The sequence below is a fragment of the Halomonas sp. NPDC076908 genome (assembly GCF_050269715.1).
In the GTDB taxonomy this organism is placed as follows: Bacteria; Pseudomonadota; Gammaproteobacteria; order Pseudomonadales; family Halomonadaceae; genus Vreelandella.
In genome coordinates this window covers 156,272-171,721 of sequence record NZ_JBNNIW010000002.1, presented here as the reverse complement: position 1 = coordinate 171,721, position 15,450 = coordinate 156,272, and the positions used below count along the sequence as shown (strand labels likewise).

General features: G+C 55.0%; 12 protein-coding genes and 1 pseudogene. 7 read left to right on the top strand and 6 right to left on the bottom strand.

Annotated features, from left to right (window positions below; all coding sequences use genetic code 11):
• Nucleotides 1-232: 232 nt before the first annotated feature.
• Both ACQKE4_RS01950 and ACQKE4_RS01945 read right to left on the bottom strand, forming a co-directional pair.
• Entirely contained in the window at nucleotides 233-1,165 is a 933-nt protein-coding gene (locus ACQKE4_RS01950; protein WP_427386645.1) for a CysB family HTH-type transcriptional regulator, read from the bottom strand.
• A 206-nt stretch (nucleotides 1,166-1,371) separates the two neighbouring features.
• Nucleotides 1,372-2,097: a CDP-alcohol phosphatidyltransferase family protein gene (locus ACQKE4_RS01945; protein WP_427386644.1), complete on the bottom strand. Its 726-nt coding sequence runs from the start codon at nucleotides 2,095-2,097 to the stop codon at nucleotides 1,372-1,374.
• A gap of 348 nt (nucleotides 2,098-2,445) precedes the next feature.
• Between ACQKE4_RS01945 and ACQKE4_RS01940 the strand changes: the two genes are divergently transcribed.
• The 4 genes and pseudogenes from ACQKE4_RS01940 to ACQKE4_RS01925 all read left to right on the top strand — a co-directional run.
• A complete protein-coding gene (locus tag ACQKE4_RS01940; protein WP_427386643.1) occupies nucleotides 2,446-3,522 on the top strand; it encodes a zinc-dependent alcohol dehydrogenase in 1,077 nt (358 codons plus the stop codon).
• Between the two features lie 54 nt (nucleotides 3,523-3,576).
• Nucleotides 3,577-3,975, top strand: a complete 399-nt coding sequence (locus ACQKE4_RS01935; protein ID WP_427386642.1) for a 6-pyruvoyl trahydropterin synthase family protein — start codon at nucleotides 3,577-3,579, stop codon at nucleotides 3,973-3,975.
• Nucleotides 3,972-5,951, top strand: a complete 1,980-nt coding sequence (locus tag ACQKE4_RS01930) for a glycosyltransferase (RefSeq protein ID WP_427386641.1) — start codon at nucleotides 3,972-3,974, stop codon at nucleotides 5,949-5,951. The genes ACQKE4_RS01935 and ACQKE4_RS01930 overlap by 4 nt, the downstream gene beginning before the upstream one ends.
• A gap of 4 nt (nucleotides 5,952-5,955) precedes the next feature.
• Nucleotides 5,956-6,858, top strand: a pseudogene (locus ACQKE4_RS01925) (lysylphosphatidylglycerol synthase transmembrane domain-containing protein); the annotation flags it as partial.
• A 54-nt stretch (nucleotides 6,859-6,912) separates the two neighbouring features.
• Here ACQKE4_RS01925 and ACQKE4_RS01920 read toward each other — a convergent pair.
• Nucleotides 6,913-7,767 carry a RibD family protein gene (locus ACQKE4_RS01920; protein ID WP_427386690.1) on the bottom strand — a complete coding sequence of 285 codons (855 nt, stop codon included), beginning with the start codon at nucleotides 7,765-7,767 and terminating at the stop codon, nucleotides 6,913-6,915.
• 97 nt (nucleotides 7,768-7,864) lie between these two features.
• Here ACQKE4_RS01920 and ribA point away from each other — a divergent pair, with 97 nt between their 5' ends.
• Complete coding sequence (gene ribA, locus ACQKE4_RS01915) at nucleotides 7,865-8,968, top strand: GTP cyclohydrolase II RibA (RefSeq protein WP_427386640.1); 1,104 nt, start codon at nucleotides 7,865-7,867, stop codon at nucleotides 8,966-8,968.
• 48 nt (nucleotides 8,969-9,016) lie between these two features.
• Here ribA and ACQKE4_RS01910 read toward each other — a convergent pair whose 3' ends face one another.
• The 3 genes from ACQKE4_RS01910 to ACQKE4_RS01900 form a co-directional block, all read right to left on the bottom strand.
• Nucleotides 9,017-9,790 carry a creatininase family protein gene (locus ACQKE4_RS01910; protein WP_427386639.1) on the bottom strand — a complete coding sequence of 258 codons (774 nt, stop codon included), beginning with the start codon at nucleotides 9,788-9,790 and terminating at the stop codon, nucleotides 9,017-9,019.
• Nucleotides 9,791-9,808: 18 nt separating this feature from the next.
• Nucleotides 9,809-10,606, bottom strand: coding sequence for an FkbM family methyltransferase (locus ACQKE4_RS01905; RefSeq protein ID WP_427386638.1), 798 nt, complete (start codon nucleotides 10,604-10,606; stop codon nucleotides 9,809-9,811).
• A 72-nt stretch (nucleotides 10,607-10,678) separates the two neighbouring features.
• Nucleotides 10,679-12,223, bottom strand: a complete 1,545-nt coding sequence (locus ACQKE4_RS01900; RefSeq protein WP_427386637.1) for a glucan biosynthesis protein — start codon at nucleotides 12,221-12,223, stop codon at nucleotides 10,679-10,681.
• 223 nt (nucleotides 12,224-12,446) lie between these two features.
• Between ACQKE4_RS01900 and ACQKE4_RS01895 the strand changes: the two genes are divergently transcribed.
• Nucleotides 12,447-14,030 carry an alkaline phosphatase gene (locus ACQKE4_RS01895; RefSeq protein WP_427386636.1) on the top strand — a complete coding sequence of 528 codons (1,584 nt, stop codon included), beginning with the start codon at nucleotides 12,447-12,449 and terminating at the stop codon, nucleotides 14,028-14,030.
• A gap of 10 nt (nucleotides 14,031-14,040) precedes the next feature.
• Nucleotides 14,041-15,450, top strand: coding sequence for a mannose-1-phosphate guanylyltransferase/mannose-6-phosphate isomerase (locus ACQKE4_RS01890; protein WP_427386635.1), 1,410 nt, complete (start codon nucleotides 14,041-14,043; stop codon nucleotides 15,448-15,450).

The window sequence follows — 15,450 nt, the reverse complement described above, 5'->3', positions numbered from 1 at the left end:
AATAATCGCTTGTTGGGTAGATGGACACAGCCTAATGACTGTTTTTATTCTAATTAACGAATAAAAAACGGATTGCTTATATCTTTTTATGATTAGTGTTTTCCTGCCAAACAGAACAATAACGGACAGGTGAAGGCCACCTGCCCGTCAGCTATGTATTGGATAAATCGAAAAAAACTGAGAAAAAGAAATTAGCAAAAAGAGGTTAGCAAGAAGGGGACTTGGTAAGACGCTAGTCTGGGCGACCTGCTAACACACGCTGAACGGTGTCTTCATCCAGGTTTTCACGGCAAAGTTTTAAAAACTGGTAGGCATAGCCACGCAGAAAGTGACCGCGTCGTAGCGCAAGATAAGTGGTGTTGCGGGGAAATAGGCTGCTGGCATCTAGTAGCTTAAGCCCTTGGTCACGCTGCTCGTGATAAGCCATTGAGGCGATCAAGCCAACGCCCATGCCCAGCTCGACATAGGTTTTGATGACATCCGCATCAAGGGCGGTAAGCACTATATCGGGGTAGACATCGGCAGCAGAAAACGCTGTGTCGATGCGAGCACGGCCGGTGAACCCTTCGTGATAAGTCACGATAGGGTGCTGAGTGATGCGCTCCAGCGACAGTGGTGAACCATCATTCAGTGGATGCTCCTCTGGAACCACCACGCCGTGGTACCAGTGGTAAAAAGGGAAGCAGGCAAATAGCTGCCCCTCTTCATTCAGCGCTTCGGTGGCAATGCCGATATCCACTTTGCCTGCTTTCAGCATTGAGACAATTTCTTCAGGGCTGCACTGATGAAGCTCTAAATGAACCTTGGGAAAAGCCTGCTTAAAGCTCGCAATAATCGGCGGTAGGGCATAGCGTGCCTGGGTATGGGTAGTGGCAATCGCTAAACTGCCTTGATCTTCATGGGTCAACTGATGCGCAGAACGCTTAAGATTTTCGACATCCAACAAAATACGCTCGATGCAGTCGATCAGTGTGCTGCCTGCCACAGTTAGGCCCAGAATGCGTTTGCCTCGCCGTTCAAATAGCTCTACGCCAAGCTCTTCTTCCAAATCGCGAATGTGCTTACTTGCTCCCGATTGAGAGGTGTAAAGCGCGTTAGAGGCCTCAGTAAGACTAAAGTGCTGACGCACTGTCTCGCGTACGATGCGCAGTTGCTGAATATTCATAGCGAGCGGTATCGATTCCTTGAAAATATTTGATATTCACAAAAAGAATATTAAATATATCTTTTATTCCATAATTACATTTTATGATATCTATATCGTTTTTAAGAAAATCCATGGCAAGTACTGCTTATGAATGGGCAATAAAGTGATTGTGAGAGGTAGGTGGAGGTAGGGATTGTGATAGCTAGAGGTGAAAGTGCGCCAGCCTAATGCTGGCGCTTGCGATATAACCACCACACGTCGAACCCAAACGAATAGGTTAACGAGATCAACGCACTAACGGCCAGCAGGGTGGCAAAAAGGTGGGAGGTGAGCGGCGTTAACGCTAACAGCAGCGCCACCACCTGCCAGACACACACCGCTTTGCGCCGGAAGCTTTCAAACAACGGCTGGGAGAGCCACGTGAACTGCCAACTGGCGGCCACAAATAGGTAGCGCATCCCCCCAATCAACACTACCCACAGGCCCAAGGATTCTAGCCGCCATAATCCCACGCACAGCAGCAAAATCAGCAACGCATCCAGCTCCATATCAAAGCGAGCGCCGAACAGCGAGTGGCTTTTCGTCCGTCTTGCTATCCAGCCATCGACACCGTCCAGCATAAGCGCAATAACGGCGATAGATAGCCACTGCCAAATGGCCGCTACAAAGGCATTGGCAACCAGCGCGCCTGTCAGTAGCGCGACCAGCACCGCACGCGTTAGGGTGACGCGGTTTGCCCATCCCAGGGGGCCATAGGGCCAGTAAATAAGCACCAGCGTTGCAATAAATACATAGGACAACCCCGTCACCCACCAGTTGACAGAAGTAGCCATCAGTTGAGGCAGTACATTGCCGATTAAGGCTAATAGCAAGCCGCCTAGGAGTAGCTCACCTACGCTATAAAGCCGCTTCGGTATGGAGTAAGACGAAATATTCAAAAAGTGCGGCATGGTGACTCACGTAGCGGTGTCGCTGACCGCAGTTAAGATAAATGATGCAACTATTTTTATATGTACCATTCTTGTAGAAGAAGGTAGGGTTGTCCACATGACAGTGAAAAGACAGCGCTCAGTATCAAGTGTTTAAAATAGGTAATCGAATATTTTCTTTTCAGACGCTACTCTGAAGAAGGTGAGACCAAGTGCAAACCGTCCTGCATGTGACAACTCCGATTGGAACCGTGTTAAGACGTTTGTCGCGCGATGCCTGCTTGATAGGCGGTGCCAGGGTACTTCGCCATGTTCAACGGAATGAAAAAGAGCCCACTGCGCGTGAGCTCATAATGAAAAGGAATAGCCATGATGGCGCCTGACGATGTTGGTAGGAACCCGATTGGTGAAAGCCAGGTTGGTGAAAGCCAAGTTGGAAAAAGCAATTCGGACGGCTACAAGCTCTGCGCCACTGCTTTTTGGGTAACTAACCCGGCAGAAGGCGAGCTACGGCGTGAAACACTCGCTCATCCTGCGCAGGATGAAGTGCTAGTACGCACTTTGTACAGCGGTATTAGCCGTGGCACCGAATCGTTGGTGTTCAACGGTCGCGTGCCTGAAAGCGAGTTTTCACGCATGCAGGCACCCTTTCAAGCGGGCGAGTTTCCTGCCCCGGTTAAATATGGTTACTGCAGCGTGGGGCAGGTCGAATACGGGCCTGATAACCTGCTGCATAAAACCGTTTTTTGTCTCTTTCCCCACCAAGATTACTACGTCGTGCCTGCCACGGCGGTGCTTGAAGTGCCCGCTAACGTGCCCGCCAAGCGTGCTGTTTTGGCTGCTAATATGGAAACGGCGATTAACGGTGTATGGGACGCCGAGCCCATGCTGGGTGAGCGGATCTGTGTGATTGGTGCGGGAGTTGTCGGCACGCTAGTCGCGTATCTGTGTGCTCAGATACCCGGCGTTGACGTGCATTTAGTCGATATTAACCCTGAACGTCGCCAGCTTGCCGAGCAACTAGGCATCGCATTTTGCACTTCCGAGCACGCGCCTCAAGACCAAGACTGCGTGATTCATGCCAGCGGCCATCCTGAAGGGCTACGCCAAGCGCTTGAAGTCGTCGGCAGTGAAGGTCGCATTATCGAGATGAGCTGGTTTGGCGAAGGCAATGTGTCGATTCCGTTGGGAGGCGCTTTTCACTCCCAACGGCTCACGCTAAAAGCCAGTCAAGTCGGCCAGCTGCCGCCCAAATTGCGCCCCCGTTGGGATTATCAACGCCGCTTAGCGTTAGCGCTGAGTCTATTGGCAGATGAGCGATTGGATGCGCTGATCAGCGATGAAAGTGACTTCGCACAGTTGACCACACTTGCCCCGAAACTATTTGGCCCTGAGAGCACGGCGCTTTGTCACCGCCTGCGTTACTGCCTACATGATCCCTCATAACGCGCTTACCTATTTCACACTATCCGTTTCACTTATCACTGTTTAGGAGTTTGTATGTACCGTTTATGTGTCCGTGACCACTTTATGATTGCCCATAGTTTTAAGGGCGAAATTTTCGGTCCTGCCCAGCGCACCCACGGGGCGACCTACGTGGTCGATGTTGTCTTCCAGCGTCCAGAACTGGATGAAGATGGTCTGGTGATCGATATCGGCTTGGCCAGTGAAACGGTCAAGGCGGTGCTGTCAGGCTATAACTTCAGCAACCTGGATGAAGTGCCTGAGTTTAAGGGCAAAAATACTACCACTGAGTTTATGGCCAAGGTGATTTTCGACCAGCTTGCCAACGCTATTGGTGAAGGAAAAATGGGCACTACCGCCAAGGGTATTACCCATATGGAGATCAAACTGCACGAATCCCATGTGGCCTGGGCCAGCTACGAAGGCGCGCTATGAGTCAGCGGTTCACCTTAATGGTTGCCGGTGACCCTGCACAGCGCACCGGCGGCTATCTCTATGATGCGCACATTGTCTCGGCCTTGCGTGACCAGGGCTGGGATATTGATGTGATAGGCCTTGCCGGTCGGTTTCCCGATGCGGATGCCGAGGCGGCAGCGGCGCTTTCACAAGCGCTAGAAGCGTTACCGGAAGGTGCCGCGGTAGTCATCGATGGCCTTGCCATGGGAGCGCTGCCAGCAGTTGTCGCTCAGCATGCGCAGCGTCTGCAAATAACGGCATTGCTACATCACCCCCTAGGCGACGAGCTAGGCCTGGATGCTGTCGATCAGCAGCGCTTTCACCGTAGCGAGCTCAGCGCACTTGCCTCTGCAGCGCGCATTATTGTCACCAGTCACTTTACCGCCCGGCGCTTACCGGAGCTGGCTGCCCATTACGGTTTACCCCTCAGCGCTAATGTTACCGTGGTTGAGCCGGGCGTGGCCCAAGCGCCAATGAGTCCTGCGGCTGAAGCTGGAGAGGCGCTGCGCTTACTCTGCGTGGCAACGCTAACGCCGCGCAAAGGCCAGGACGTTCTGGTTAAGGCGCTAGCGGGTGTAGCAGGGGAGCATTGGCAGTGTGACTGCTATGGCGCCGCGCGTGACCCTGAGTTTACACAGCGGGTAGCGCAGTTGATTGAGCAACATGACTTGCAAACCCGTGTTTATCTACACGGCGAGTGCGATAGCGAAACGCTTGAATCGGCCTACCGGCACGCCCATGCGCTGGTACTACCTTCCTGGTATGAAGGCTACGGCATGGTCATCACCGAAGCCCTGGCCCACGGCCTGCCGGTGATTACCACTACCGGCGGTGCATTGCGCGATACCTTGCCTGCTGGTGCCGGGTTAAGCGTTGAACCCGGCGATAGCGAGGCGCTGCAGGATGCCTTGAGTCGCTTCTGCCATGACGCTGAATTACGCCACCAGCTGCGCCAAGGGGCTGCTAAAGCCCGCGATGAACTAAACGACTGGCAGGCAGCGGGCGCTGCATTTGCTGAGGCATTAACAGCCCAGTCTAACTTAACCAAGTCTAACTCAGCCCAGCCTAACTCAGCCCTGCGTGCTGGTAGCCAGTTTGCTGCGGATTGGCTGACGCTGCGTGAAGAGGCTGATTTCGCCTCGCGAAGCCAGCCTATTGCTCAGTTAGCTTATGAGTGGTTGAACGCACGTACCCAAACACCTCGAGTGGCCGATTTAGGCTGCGGGCGGGGCAGCAATATGCGTTTTCTTGCTCCGCGCCTGGGCGGTCCTCAGCGCTGGAAGCTAATTGATCATGACACTATTTTGCTGGAACAAGCCCAGCAGAGAGTGGGTAATTTACGCGATGCCCAAGGCCAGCCGGTGAGGGTTGAGACACACTGTGGTTCCCTTGAAGCGCTTGAAAAAATACCGTTAGACGGTGTTGATTTAGTCACCGCGTCAGCACTGTTGGATTTGGTCTCACAGCAGTGGATTGACGTATTAGTGAAGCGCTGCTGTGAGCAGCACCAGGGGCTGTTAATAGCGTTAAGTGTGACTGACGGGTGGCACTTTATCGATCCACAAGGCGAACCGGTGCTAGATGACGAAGATCACTGGCTACTTGCCATGTTCATTGCTCACCAGCAGCGCGATAAAGGGTTGGGCGATGCATTGGGTGGTCAGGCTCACGATGCCTTGGTTGAGGCTTTGGAGAAGGCCAATTATCGCGTCGAGCAAGCCGTCACTCCCTGGCAACTCGCTGCAGGTAACCGTGACCAACAGCCATTAATGATGACACTGTTGGAAGGCTGGGCAGAAGCTGCAACAGAGCAAGCCCCTGACGCCGCTGCGCGTATTGCCACTTGGTTACAACAGCGCCAGCAATCAGTCGCAAAAGGCGAATTGGGTGTTTGGGTGGGTCACCGTGACCTATTTGCGGTACCCCTCTTTAGCTCTCCTAGGAAAGAGGCGTAAGCCTATGGGGCCTGTTGAGCGTTGGCGTACTCGCTTAAACAGGCCGTGGCTTCGCCGCAGTATGGTTAGCACTGCCTTATTAGCGGCGGTGGCGCTATGGGTGGAGCCTCAGGAGATAATGGCTGAAGTTCAGCGGTTGTCTGCTGCCTGGGTGGCCTTGGCATTCGCCATTAGTACGTTACAAATTATGCTCTGTGCCTGGCGTTGGCAGTTCACGGCTGGGCTTATCGATGTACCGCTGCGCTTTGCTTACGCCCTGCGTGAGTATTACCTGGCGCTACTGGTCAATCAGCTACTGCCCGGTGGCGTACTAGGCGATGCAGGCCGGGCGCATCGGCATGCTACTCAGGCTCAGTCCCGTGGTCGCGCTTGGCGCGCGGTGATTATTGAGCGTGCCTCGGGGCAGGTTGCCGTGGGATTGCTAACATTAACGGCGCTGCTACTTTCGCCGCTCTGGCATAGCGCCTTGGGGGTGGGGCTGGTGACCGCGGTTGGCTTGAGTGTTGCGGTAGGGTTCATTCTCGTAATCGTTAGTGGGCTGCTGTTGCGCCAACGTTTTGGCACTTGGCTTGGGCAACTGCCGAACTGGTGCCAAGCCTTAGCCAGAGACGTAAAGCGTGGCCTGCTGCAGCGCGGCGTGTGGCCACGGCAGTTGCTTTCGTCACTGGTCATTGTGGTTAGTTATGGCTTGGTGATGGTGTGCGCGGCAAGGGCTATTGGGGTTGAGTTGCCAGCGCTACAGGTGCTCGCATTAACCCCGGTACTGCTGCTGGCCATGCTGATTCCTTTTTCGGTGGCGGGTTGGGGCCTTCGTGAAGGGGTCGCCGCGGGCGTATGGGCGTTGGTTGGCTTACCGCCCGCCCAGGGTGTGGCGGTGTCGCTGGCCTATGGTGTACTGGTGTTTCTAGCGAGTCTGCCGGGCATCTGGGTGGCATTAAGCCGTCGCGAGAACGCTCAGCCATCAGGTGGCAGCGTTCCTCAGCAGCATGTCAAACAGGGTGTCGTCGCCGCAGCGGAAGTTGCGCGTGGGCGGGCGCAACGCACTCTCAAGGGTCGTAATAGGGGGCATTTGAAGCCCCGGCCTGCCAGAGCCGATCAGCAGTGGCGCCACCAGCAGGTGCAGCCTGTCGACAGTGTTGGCTTCGATGAATTGAGAGACCGTGATGCCGCCACCTTCAACCAGCACACGAGGCAAGCCTTTTTTCGCCAACAGGGAGATAACATCGGCAGGGCTGAACTGACCGTTGGCATTCAACGGCAGTACACAGCGCTGAACATGGGCATGAGCCGCCGCCAGCGCCACATTCGGCCCTACAATGTGCAGCGTTGGGGCGGTGTCCGAACACAGCAGTGCCAATTCGTTTGGAATACGTCCCCTTGGGTCAAGCACTACCCGGGCTGGGTTAGTACCGCTTACGTGGCGCACCGTGAGCTGGGGGTTGTCTGCACTAGCGGTGCCAGCACCGACTACTACGGCGTCGGCCAGGGCTCGCAGTCGATGCAGGTGCACCAAACTTTCATGACCGTTGATGTAGTGGGAGTGGCCGCACTCCGTCGCAATGCGGCCGTCAAGACTCTGTCCCAACTGAGCGACAACCCATTGAGGTTGGCTGGCCAGCGGTGTCAGGCAGGCCAAAAGTTCGCGCGTTTCAGCGGTCACCGTCTCGGCCGTTTGCCACTTGCCGTTGGGCAGCAGCTCAATTGCCACGGCGCAACTGCGTTGGTGGCGAATGGCCAGCAGCCATTGCCAGGCATCCGCTTGGGTAATACCACTCTCTTTATCGATAACACTAGTGTTGCCGTTGGAGTCGGGCATGACGCCTCCGCGCTTAAAAATCCGCTTTATCATGCGGGCCAGACCAATTCAGCGCAAGCGCATAACGTCCCCCACGCCAGGAAGCCAGGAGGCCTATATGTACCAGATTGAACGAGCTATTTTCGATATCCGCCGCGGTTTGCCAGTGGTGATCAATGCGGATGGCCAGCGTTTGCTAGTACAAGCACTGGAAGGCAGTGAATCAGTCGAAATGCTTGCCCAAACGGCAGGTGCTAGGCCGTCATTAATTCTTACCCGGCACCGCTTAGCGGCCATGGGAACGATGATTAAAGATGACGCGGCAAGCCTGCCGTTAGCGACGCGTATTAGCACCAGCGAACTGCACGGTTTAGCCACTGCTGAGTCCCTTCCGCCCCCCGCTAATAAGTTACTTAGTGACTTACAGCCTGCTGGGCTAGCCGAGTTGGGTGCCGTTACGCTTATGCGTCGCGCTCTGCTAATTCCCGCTGCGCTGTGTGCCTTTGTCAGCGATAAAGCGCTAGCGGGCATTGAGCAGCAGTTAGCGGAAGGGCGGCTGCTGGAAGTGGACGCCAAGGATGCAGAGCAGTGCCTAGCTGGTGCACAGGGTATGCTCAAGCGGGTGAGCGAAGCGCACATTCCCTTGGAAGACGCTGCAGACAGCCGCTTTGTGCTGTTCCGCGAACCTGACGGGCTGCGCGAGCATGTCGCCGTGGTGATTGGCCAGCAAGAAAGCTGGGACAGTGCGGTGCCACTGCGAATGCACTCTGCTTGCTTGACCGGCGACCTGTTTGGCAGCCTGCGCTGCGACTGCGGCGAGCAGTTACGCAATGCGGTGGCGGATATTCAGTCCATGGGCGGTGGCGTGTTGCTCTATTTAGCCCAGGAAGGGCGCGGTATCGGCTTAGCCAATAAGCTGCGTGCCTATACCTTGCAAGATGGTGGTTTGGATACCGTTGATGCGGATCAAGTACTTGGCTTTGGTGACGACGAGCGCCAGTATGCGGTGGCGGTGGATATGCTCAACGCGCTCAAGATCGATCAGGTGCAACTGCTGACCAATAACCCATTAAAGATGGAGGCGCTACGTCAAGGCGGTATTGAGGTGGTATCTCGGCAAGCGCTGTATGGCAGTGTGACCGACCAGAATCAGCGCTATCTAAATGCCAAAGCCACTCGCGGCGGGCATCTGTTGGAAGATGTGCTCAGTGGCCAGCGTTAAGCGCAAAACGGACGCGAGCTAAAGCTGCCTCCCTCTTGTGAAGCGAGTTTAGTTGGTTAGCGGTGGTAGGTGGGCGGTTTCCGTCACCACTGCCGCTAACTGACGAGCATAGTGCTTCACCAACTGCTCGCCTAATTCAGCGCTAGCGTGGGTGGCGTCGCCAGCCACGCCGTGGGTGCTCAAGTCTTCTGCTAACCAGGCAAAGGCGGCGGCACCTTCGGCACTCACTAAGGCATCGCCCTCAGGTGCAGCAGGCGGTGTGGCCTGATAGCTTTCGAGCTGCACAAGCGAAGGTGCCAAATAGCGCATCATCGCGGTTTCGAGCAGCCCCCCGTGTAAGCCGTAACGCAGCTCATCAGCAACAATCGCACCTTCCAATGCCGGCAGCCGTGTGTAGGTCGCTTTAACCACGCGCATACCATGCCGCCTTCGCAGCGTTAATCCTGCCAGGTCCATCACCGCTTTATTGCCGCCGTGGCTGTTCAACAATACCAAGCGGCGAATACCCACGCGGGCAAGACTATCGCCATAGGCTTCTAGGGTGGCAATCGAAAGCGAAGCAGGCAGGCTAAGCGTGCCGGGGAAGCTTGCGTGCTCATCGCTGGCCCCCACGGCAATTGGCGGCAGGCAGATGACATCAAGGGAAGGATCAAGCTGCTCCAACATAGCCGCCTGCAAGCCTTCGCCAATGGTCAGATCAGTGGCTAAGGGAAGATGCGTGCCATGCTGTTCAACAGCGCCAAGCACCAGCACGGCCACCGGGTCACGCTGGGCGAAGTCAGCAAGCTGTGGAGCGGTAAGCGTTTGCCAGTGGTGAGTCATGGAGTGACAGGCCTTTAACTATTCAACATTATTGGGAATTAAATTCTTAACCAAGGGGTGATCGGCGCGGCAGGCGTAAAGATCACCCGAGGGAAGCTCTTTGGCGCCGGTAGCGAGCCATTCGGTAATGGCTTGGGGGGCTTGCCACTCTTTCCAGCGGAAATGGCGTTGTTCGCCTGCCACCACATTATAGCGGTACTCGCCAAGGCGGCTTAAGTGTTCTACACAGGCCTGATTAACCTCTAGTGCACCCGATACAAACTCCACCGAAAGCGCCGCGACGGGGCTGCTTAGTCCTGCCAGCACCTCAGCCTCAAAGCCTTCAACATCTATTTTGATAAAACTAGGCTCGCCATACTCTTCAATCAGTGCATCTAGCGTGGTAACAGGAACCTTCAGTAGCTGCTCCCAACGTACCTGACTAAAGCCCGCATTGCGCTCGCCAATCTGTTCGCGCCACTCGGTGGCCAGAGTTGAAAGCGTCGGATTGCTGGGGCTGATTGCAATCTCAGCAAAACCTGCTGAGGGGCCAGCCGCCAGTGGCAGCAGCGTGATGGTAGGTTGGTTGACTAAGCGCTTAAACCACTTGGCCAGATCGGGCTGGGGTTCAAGGGCGACCACTCTTGCGCCCAAGGCATGAAAGGCGGCACTGCGGTCACCCAGGTGTGCGCCTATATCAAAAGCAACAGTACCAGGCTGGATAAACGGCCGATACAGACGTTGCAGACCGCGCTGACGCCCTGGCCGCCAATAAATAAACAGTGAGCGGGCAAGCCCCCCCGCGCTGCGCAGACGCTGAAAATAGAGGCGGCGCATTAACTGGACTCCTTGACAAGAAAAGTCCGGTGCGTCCTAAACCAGGGAATCGGAAGCGTTATGGCGCCTGTATTAGGCATCTGGATACCACACGTAATTCCACGTTTCGCTGACCGGCTCGCCATTTAAGGTCAGCCGTAAGCTAACATCAGCAGGGGTGTCGCTTGGTGGTAGGCGAAAGCTGGCGCGCCAAGCGTTGTCGGGCAGCGCCGTTACCTGGGGGAGTAATACATCACCATCTTGAATGGAAATATCCAGTTCCACGGGTTGGTCGGCCGCTAAATCCTCAAGGACACCGCCTTGAAAATCGACAATAAATTGACGCTGCTCACCTACCGCTGAATCTGTTTGCCCTGGCCCTGCGGCACTGCCATGGCGGGTGCGAATGGCGCGGCCAAGCGTATGTGCCTCTGGCTGGCCATTAAGGGTATGAGTAAGGTAATGCAAACGGCGAGACTCACCAGCGTTGAGCGTATCGTCCGCGACCCAATAAGCCACGATGTTGTCATGGGTTTCATCGGGGGTCGGGATTTCCACAAGCTCTACATGACCAGGCCCCCATTCATCGATGGGTACGACCCACTGACTGGGGCGGCGATGGTAGTGGGCTTCTGCATCAAGATAGCGGGTAAAGTCCCGTTCTCGCTGCATTAAGCCAAACCCTTGGGGCGACTCGTCTACAAAGGCGGAGGTATGCACATTTTCGGGGTTGCTTAGCGGGCGCCATATCCACTCGTTGCTACCGGTGTGTATTAATAGCCCGTCGGAGTCATGAACCTGTGGGCGAAAATCATCTGGCCGCTCGCGGCTGGTGTCGCCATAGGTAAACATGCTGGTCAGGGGCGCTACGCCAAGCTTAGCAACATCTTCCCGAGCAAATAGCTCGGCTTCCACTTCTACCTGGGTGTCTTCACCAGGCTGGATAATAAATCGGTAGGCACCGCTGAGGGAGGGGCTGTCCATTAACGCCAGCAGCTCAAATTGTTCGGCGTCTGAACTGGGTTTGTAGAGCCAGAATTCGCGGAACGACGGGAATTCTTCTCCTTCAGCAGAGCCCGTATCAATGGCTAGCCCGCGGGTGGATAATCCGTAGGCTTGGTCGCGTCCCACGATACGGAAATAGCTCGCGCCAAGAAACACCGCAAATTCGTCGTTGTAATCATTGTTGTTTAGCGGGTAATGCAGACGAAAGCCTGCGTGGTCACTGCCGGTTAAGTCCTGCTCTTTGAGAGCTTGGGCATCACCATCGTAAGAGTAATCGTCGGCTGAGTAGGGCAGCGGATTAACAGTGTCATTTTCAATAACGTGGAGAACAACCGGCGTTTGAAAGATAAAGCCGCTATGAAACAGCTGCAGGCTAAAGGGGCTCTCCTCTTGCCAGTAGGCATGCTCGGGGTTAAAGCGAATTTGCCGGTAGGTATCGTAGTTGATCTCACGCAGTGCGTGAGGCAGCGACTCTTCGGGGGCTTGATAAGGCGCTTCAGCAAGTTCTTGCGCGCGCTCAATGACCGTACTGAAATGTTTGTCGTCTTCAGCAAACGCGGCAGAGACTACCGTACAACTAAGTAAAACCATCCACCTACCAGCATGCCATTTAGCGACACCGTTGAAACGCATGGGCGAGATCCTTTCGGGTGAAGGCCTGTTAAACAGAGATTACAAGGCCAAGCAAAGCGTGAAATTTTTACACAATAACTATACGATCAATTATGACAGTACATGATTCTTGCTATTTCCAGCAGTTTTATTCCTTGCTCTTTAGGTTAACCCTCATCAGGTCAAGCACTGACTAGTCATAACAGTGACACTTTAAGCTAACGAAGGCATAAAAGAGAATGTAATGCGTCGATTATTATTAACGGTACTGGTGCTGAATTTTTTACTCATCGCGCCGCTTTGGTGGCGTTACGGTGAAATAGGCAGCTTTTGGTTAGCTTGGGAAGCGCTCGTTATTGCGCCCTTGATGTTACTTCTGCCACGCGGTCTCCTGCGTGCTTGGTTTGCGGCAGTGTTGGTTGGCTGGGTAGTGCTGGCCACACTAGCAAACGTGGGGACGGCGGCCACTCATATGGCCTTCGCCCGGCCATTAAACCTTTACCTTGATATCCCCTTGCTGCGTTCTATTTACCATCTGCTTGAGGGTAATTTAGGCCAACTGATCGCCGTTAGCGCAATAATAGCTATGGTTGTCATGCTATTAGCCACGATAGCGGGCATGCTACGCCTGCTGCTTCCGACCGTTGCCTACTCAGTGAAACGCCTGTCTGGAGCTGTCGCCTTGGCGATGCTGGTGTTTGCTACCACCTTGGCGGCACTTGAGCTTAACGGCGTGCGGGTAGTGGATAATGCCCGCTTGCCAATTGTGAACACCACTCGCTTTCAATGGCAGCAAATTACCGATACCCATGCTGCGCGCTTAGCCTTCAGTGAACAGTTAGCAACATCGCCTATTGAGGCGCAGGCCTTGCCTGGGCTTGAGGGGCGCAATGTGCTGCTCACCTTTGTTGAGTCCTACGGTATCTCAGCGTTGGACACCCCGCGCTATGCGGATGTGCTGCTGCCCACCCTTGCCGACATGCAGCAGCGCTTTGAGGAGCGTGATCTCCATGTGGTGTCTGGTATGTTAAAAGCGCCGATTCGTGGCGGGCAATCCTGGCTTGCCCATGCGACGGCGCTAAGCGGCCGCTGGATCGATAATCAGCTATGGTACCGGCTGATGTTGAACAGCGAACACTCAACGTTAATTGATGATTTTAGTGCCACGGGGCAGCGCACGCTGAGTGTCATGCCCGCGATCACGATGGCGTGGCCGGAAGGTGAGGCTTACGGGTTTGATCAAATCGCGGCGGCCAAGGATATCGATTACGCCGGGCCATCACTTAACTGGGTAACCATGCCGGATCAATTTACCTTTGATTACACTCAGCGCCATTTACTAGGTGATACGCCAGTGTTTGCACAGCTGGCACTGATTTCCAGCCACGCACCCTGGACGCCGATTTTGCCGGTGATAGAAGATTGGTCGTTAATTGAAGATGGCCGCATCTTTGCCCCTTGGGCAAATGCGGGCGACCCGCCTGAGGTGTTATGGCAAGACATCGAACGTGTTCGCGATCACTATGCCTGGTCGGTGGACTACGCTGTTAAGGTAACCGGCCGCTGGGCTGAGCGGGTCGTCGATGACAACACGCTAATGATAATACTTGGTGACCACCAGGCAGCACCGTTGATTACCGGTGACGATGCCAGCTTGGCGGTGCCCGTGCATATCATTAGCGGCGACCCAGCGTTATTGGCACCGTTTATGGCCCGTGGATTTGTGTCTGGCACCGTGCCCCTGTTTGACCAGGCTTCAAGTGCGCCAAGAATGAGCCAACTGCGCCACTGGCTGCAGGCTGATTTTGGCGAGCAAGGACGACCATAAGGATGGAACCATGATTCAGCCCGTCATTTTAAGTGGTGGCAGCGGCACTCGGCTTTGGCCGCTCTCCCGCGAGCAGATGCCCAAACAGTTTTTACGTTTAACCTCATCTCAAAGCTTGCTGCAGCAAACGCTCAGCCGCTTAACCGGCTTATCTAGCGCGGCGCCAATGTTAATGGGTCACCATAGCCACCGCTTTTTAATGGCTGAACAGCTGCGTGAAATGAATCAAACCGCCACTTTGGTGCTAGAGCCTGAAGGTCGGAACACTGCACCTGCGATTGCCTGTGCGGCATTGCTGGCAAGCCAAGGAGGGGAAGATCCGCTGCTGCTGGTGCTGCCAGCAGACCATGTGATTGGTGATGTTGGCGCATTTCAGCACAGCGTGTCGCTCGCCGAACCTTTAGCTGAAGCAGGCTATTTAGTCACGTTTGGGGTGGTGCCCACCCAGCCTGAAACCGGCTATGGCTATATTGCCTGTGGTGCTCCGCTGCAAGGCGGCCACCACCTGACAGCGTTTATTGAAAAACCCGATGCCAAGCGCGCCGCTGAATTAGTGGAAAGCGGCGATTTCTTATGGAATAGCGGCATGTTTCTGCTGCGCGCTTCAAGCTATTTAGAACAGCTACAGCGACTTCAGCCTGCAATGCTTGCAGCCTGCGAGGAGGCCGTGAGCAGTGCGCATCGCGACTTGGATTTTCTGCGCCTGGGTGAAGAGGCATTTAGCCGCTGCCCAGCCGACTCTATTGATTACGCCGTGATGGAGCACTGCGAGCATGCTGCGGTGGTGCCGCTAGCCGCCCAGTGGAGCGATATCGGCAGCTTTGATGCGCTATGGGCAACCTTAGAGACGGATGCAGCGGGCAACGGTACCAAAGGCGATACCTGGCTGACCGATACGCAGGATTCGTTAGTGATCGCCGAACACCGTTTGGTGGCCACGCTCGGGGTAAAAGATATGATCGTGGTGGAGACATCGGACAGCGTGCTGGTGGCCCATCGCGATCAGGCGCAGCAGGTTAAGCAACTGGTGGCCGCGCTTACAATCGCGGAGCGTAGTGAACCACGCTCAGCGCCACTTATGCACCGCCCCTGGGGTAGCTTCCAAGCGATGGATCACGGCGAGCGTTATCAGGTAAAGCACATTACCGTTAAGCCCGGTGGGCGATTATCGCTGCAGCGTCATCACCACCGCGCTGAACACTGGATAGTGGTGAGTGGCACCGCCCAGGTCACTGTGGGGGAACGCAGCTTTTTAGTCAGCGAAAACCAGTCCACCTATATTCCGATTGGCGTTCTCCATCGATTGGAAAACAGCGGTAAAATTCCGCTTGAACTGATTGAAGTGCAGTCAGGTAGCTATTTAGGCGAAGACGATATTGAGCGATTAGATGATGTTTACGCCCGTCATAGCAGTGAATAA

Excerpts from the sequence above, each read along its gene's own strand:
- ACQKE4_RS01945 (WP_427386644.1), bottom strand. The coding sequence starts at position 2,097 with ATGCCGCACTTTTTGAATATTTCGTCTTACTCCATACCGAAGCGGCTT.
- ACQKE4_RS01910 (WP_427386639.1), bottom strand. The coding sequence starts at position 9,790 with ATGACTCACCACTGGCAAACGCTTACCGCTCCACAGCTTGCTGACTTC.
- ACQKE4_RS01940 (WP_427386643.1), top strand. The coding sequence starts at position 2,446 with ATGATGGCGCCTGACGATGTTGGTAGGAACCCGATTGGTGAAAGCCAG.
- ACQKE4_RS01905 (WP_427386638.1), bottom strand. The coding sequence starts at position 10,606 with ATGCGCCGCCTCTATTTTCAGCGTCTGCGCAGCGCGGGGGGGCTTGCC.
- ACQKE4_RS01935 (WP_427386642.1), top strand. The coding sequence starts at position 3,577 with ATGTACCGTTTATGTGTCCGTGACCACTTTATGATTGCCCATAGTTTT.
- ACQKE4_RS01890 (WP_427386635.1), top strand. The coding sequence starts at position 14,041 with ATGATTCAGCCCGTCATTTTAAGTGGTGGCAGCGGCACTCGGCTTTGG.
- ACQKE4_RS01950 (WP_427386645.1), bottom strand. The coding sequence starts at position 1,165 with ATGAATATTCAGCAACTGCGCATCGTACGCGAGACAGTGCGTCAGCAC.
- ACQKE4_RS01895 (WP_427386636.1), top strand. The coding sequence starts at position 12,447 with ATGCGTCGATTATTATTAACGGTACTGGTGCTGAATTTTTTACTCATC.
- ribA (WP_427386640.1), top strand. The coding sequence starts at position 7,865 with ATGTACCAGATTGAACGAGCTATTTTCGATATCCGCCGCGGTTTGCCA.
- ACQKE4_RS01930 (WP_427386641.1), top strand. The coding sequence starts at position 3,972 with ATGAGTCAGCGGTTCACCTTAATGGTTGCCGGTGACCCTGCACAGCGC.
- ACQKE4_RS01920 (WP_427386690.1), bottom strand. The coding sequence starts at position 7,767 with ATGCCCGACTCCAACGGCAACACTAGTGTTATCGATAAAGAGAGTGGT.
- ACQKE4_RS01900 (WP_427386637.1), bottom strand. The coding sequence starts at position 12,223 with ATGCGTTTCAACGGTGTCGCTAAATGGCATGCTGGTAGGTGGATGGTT.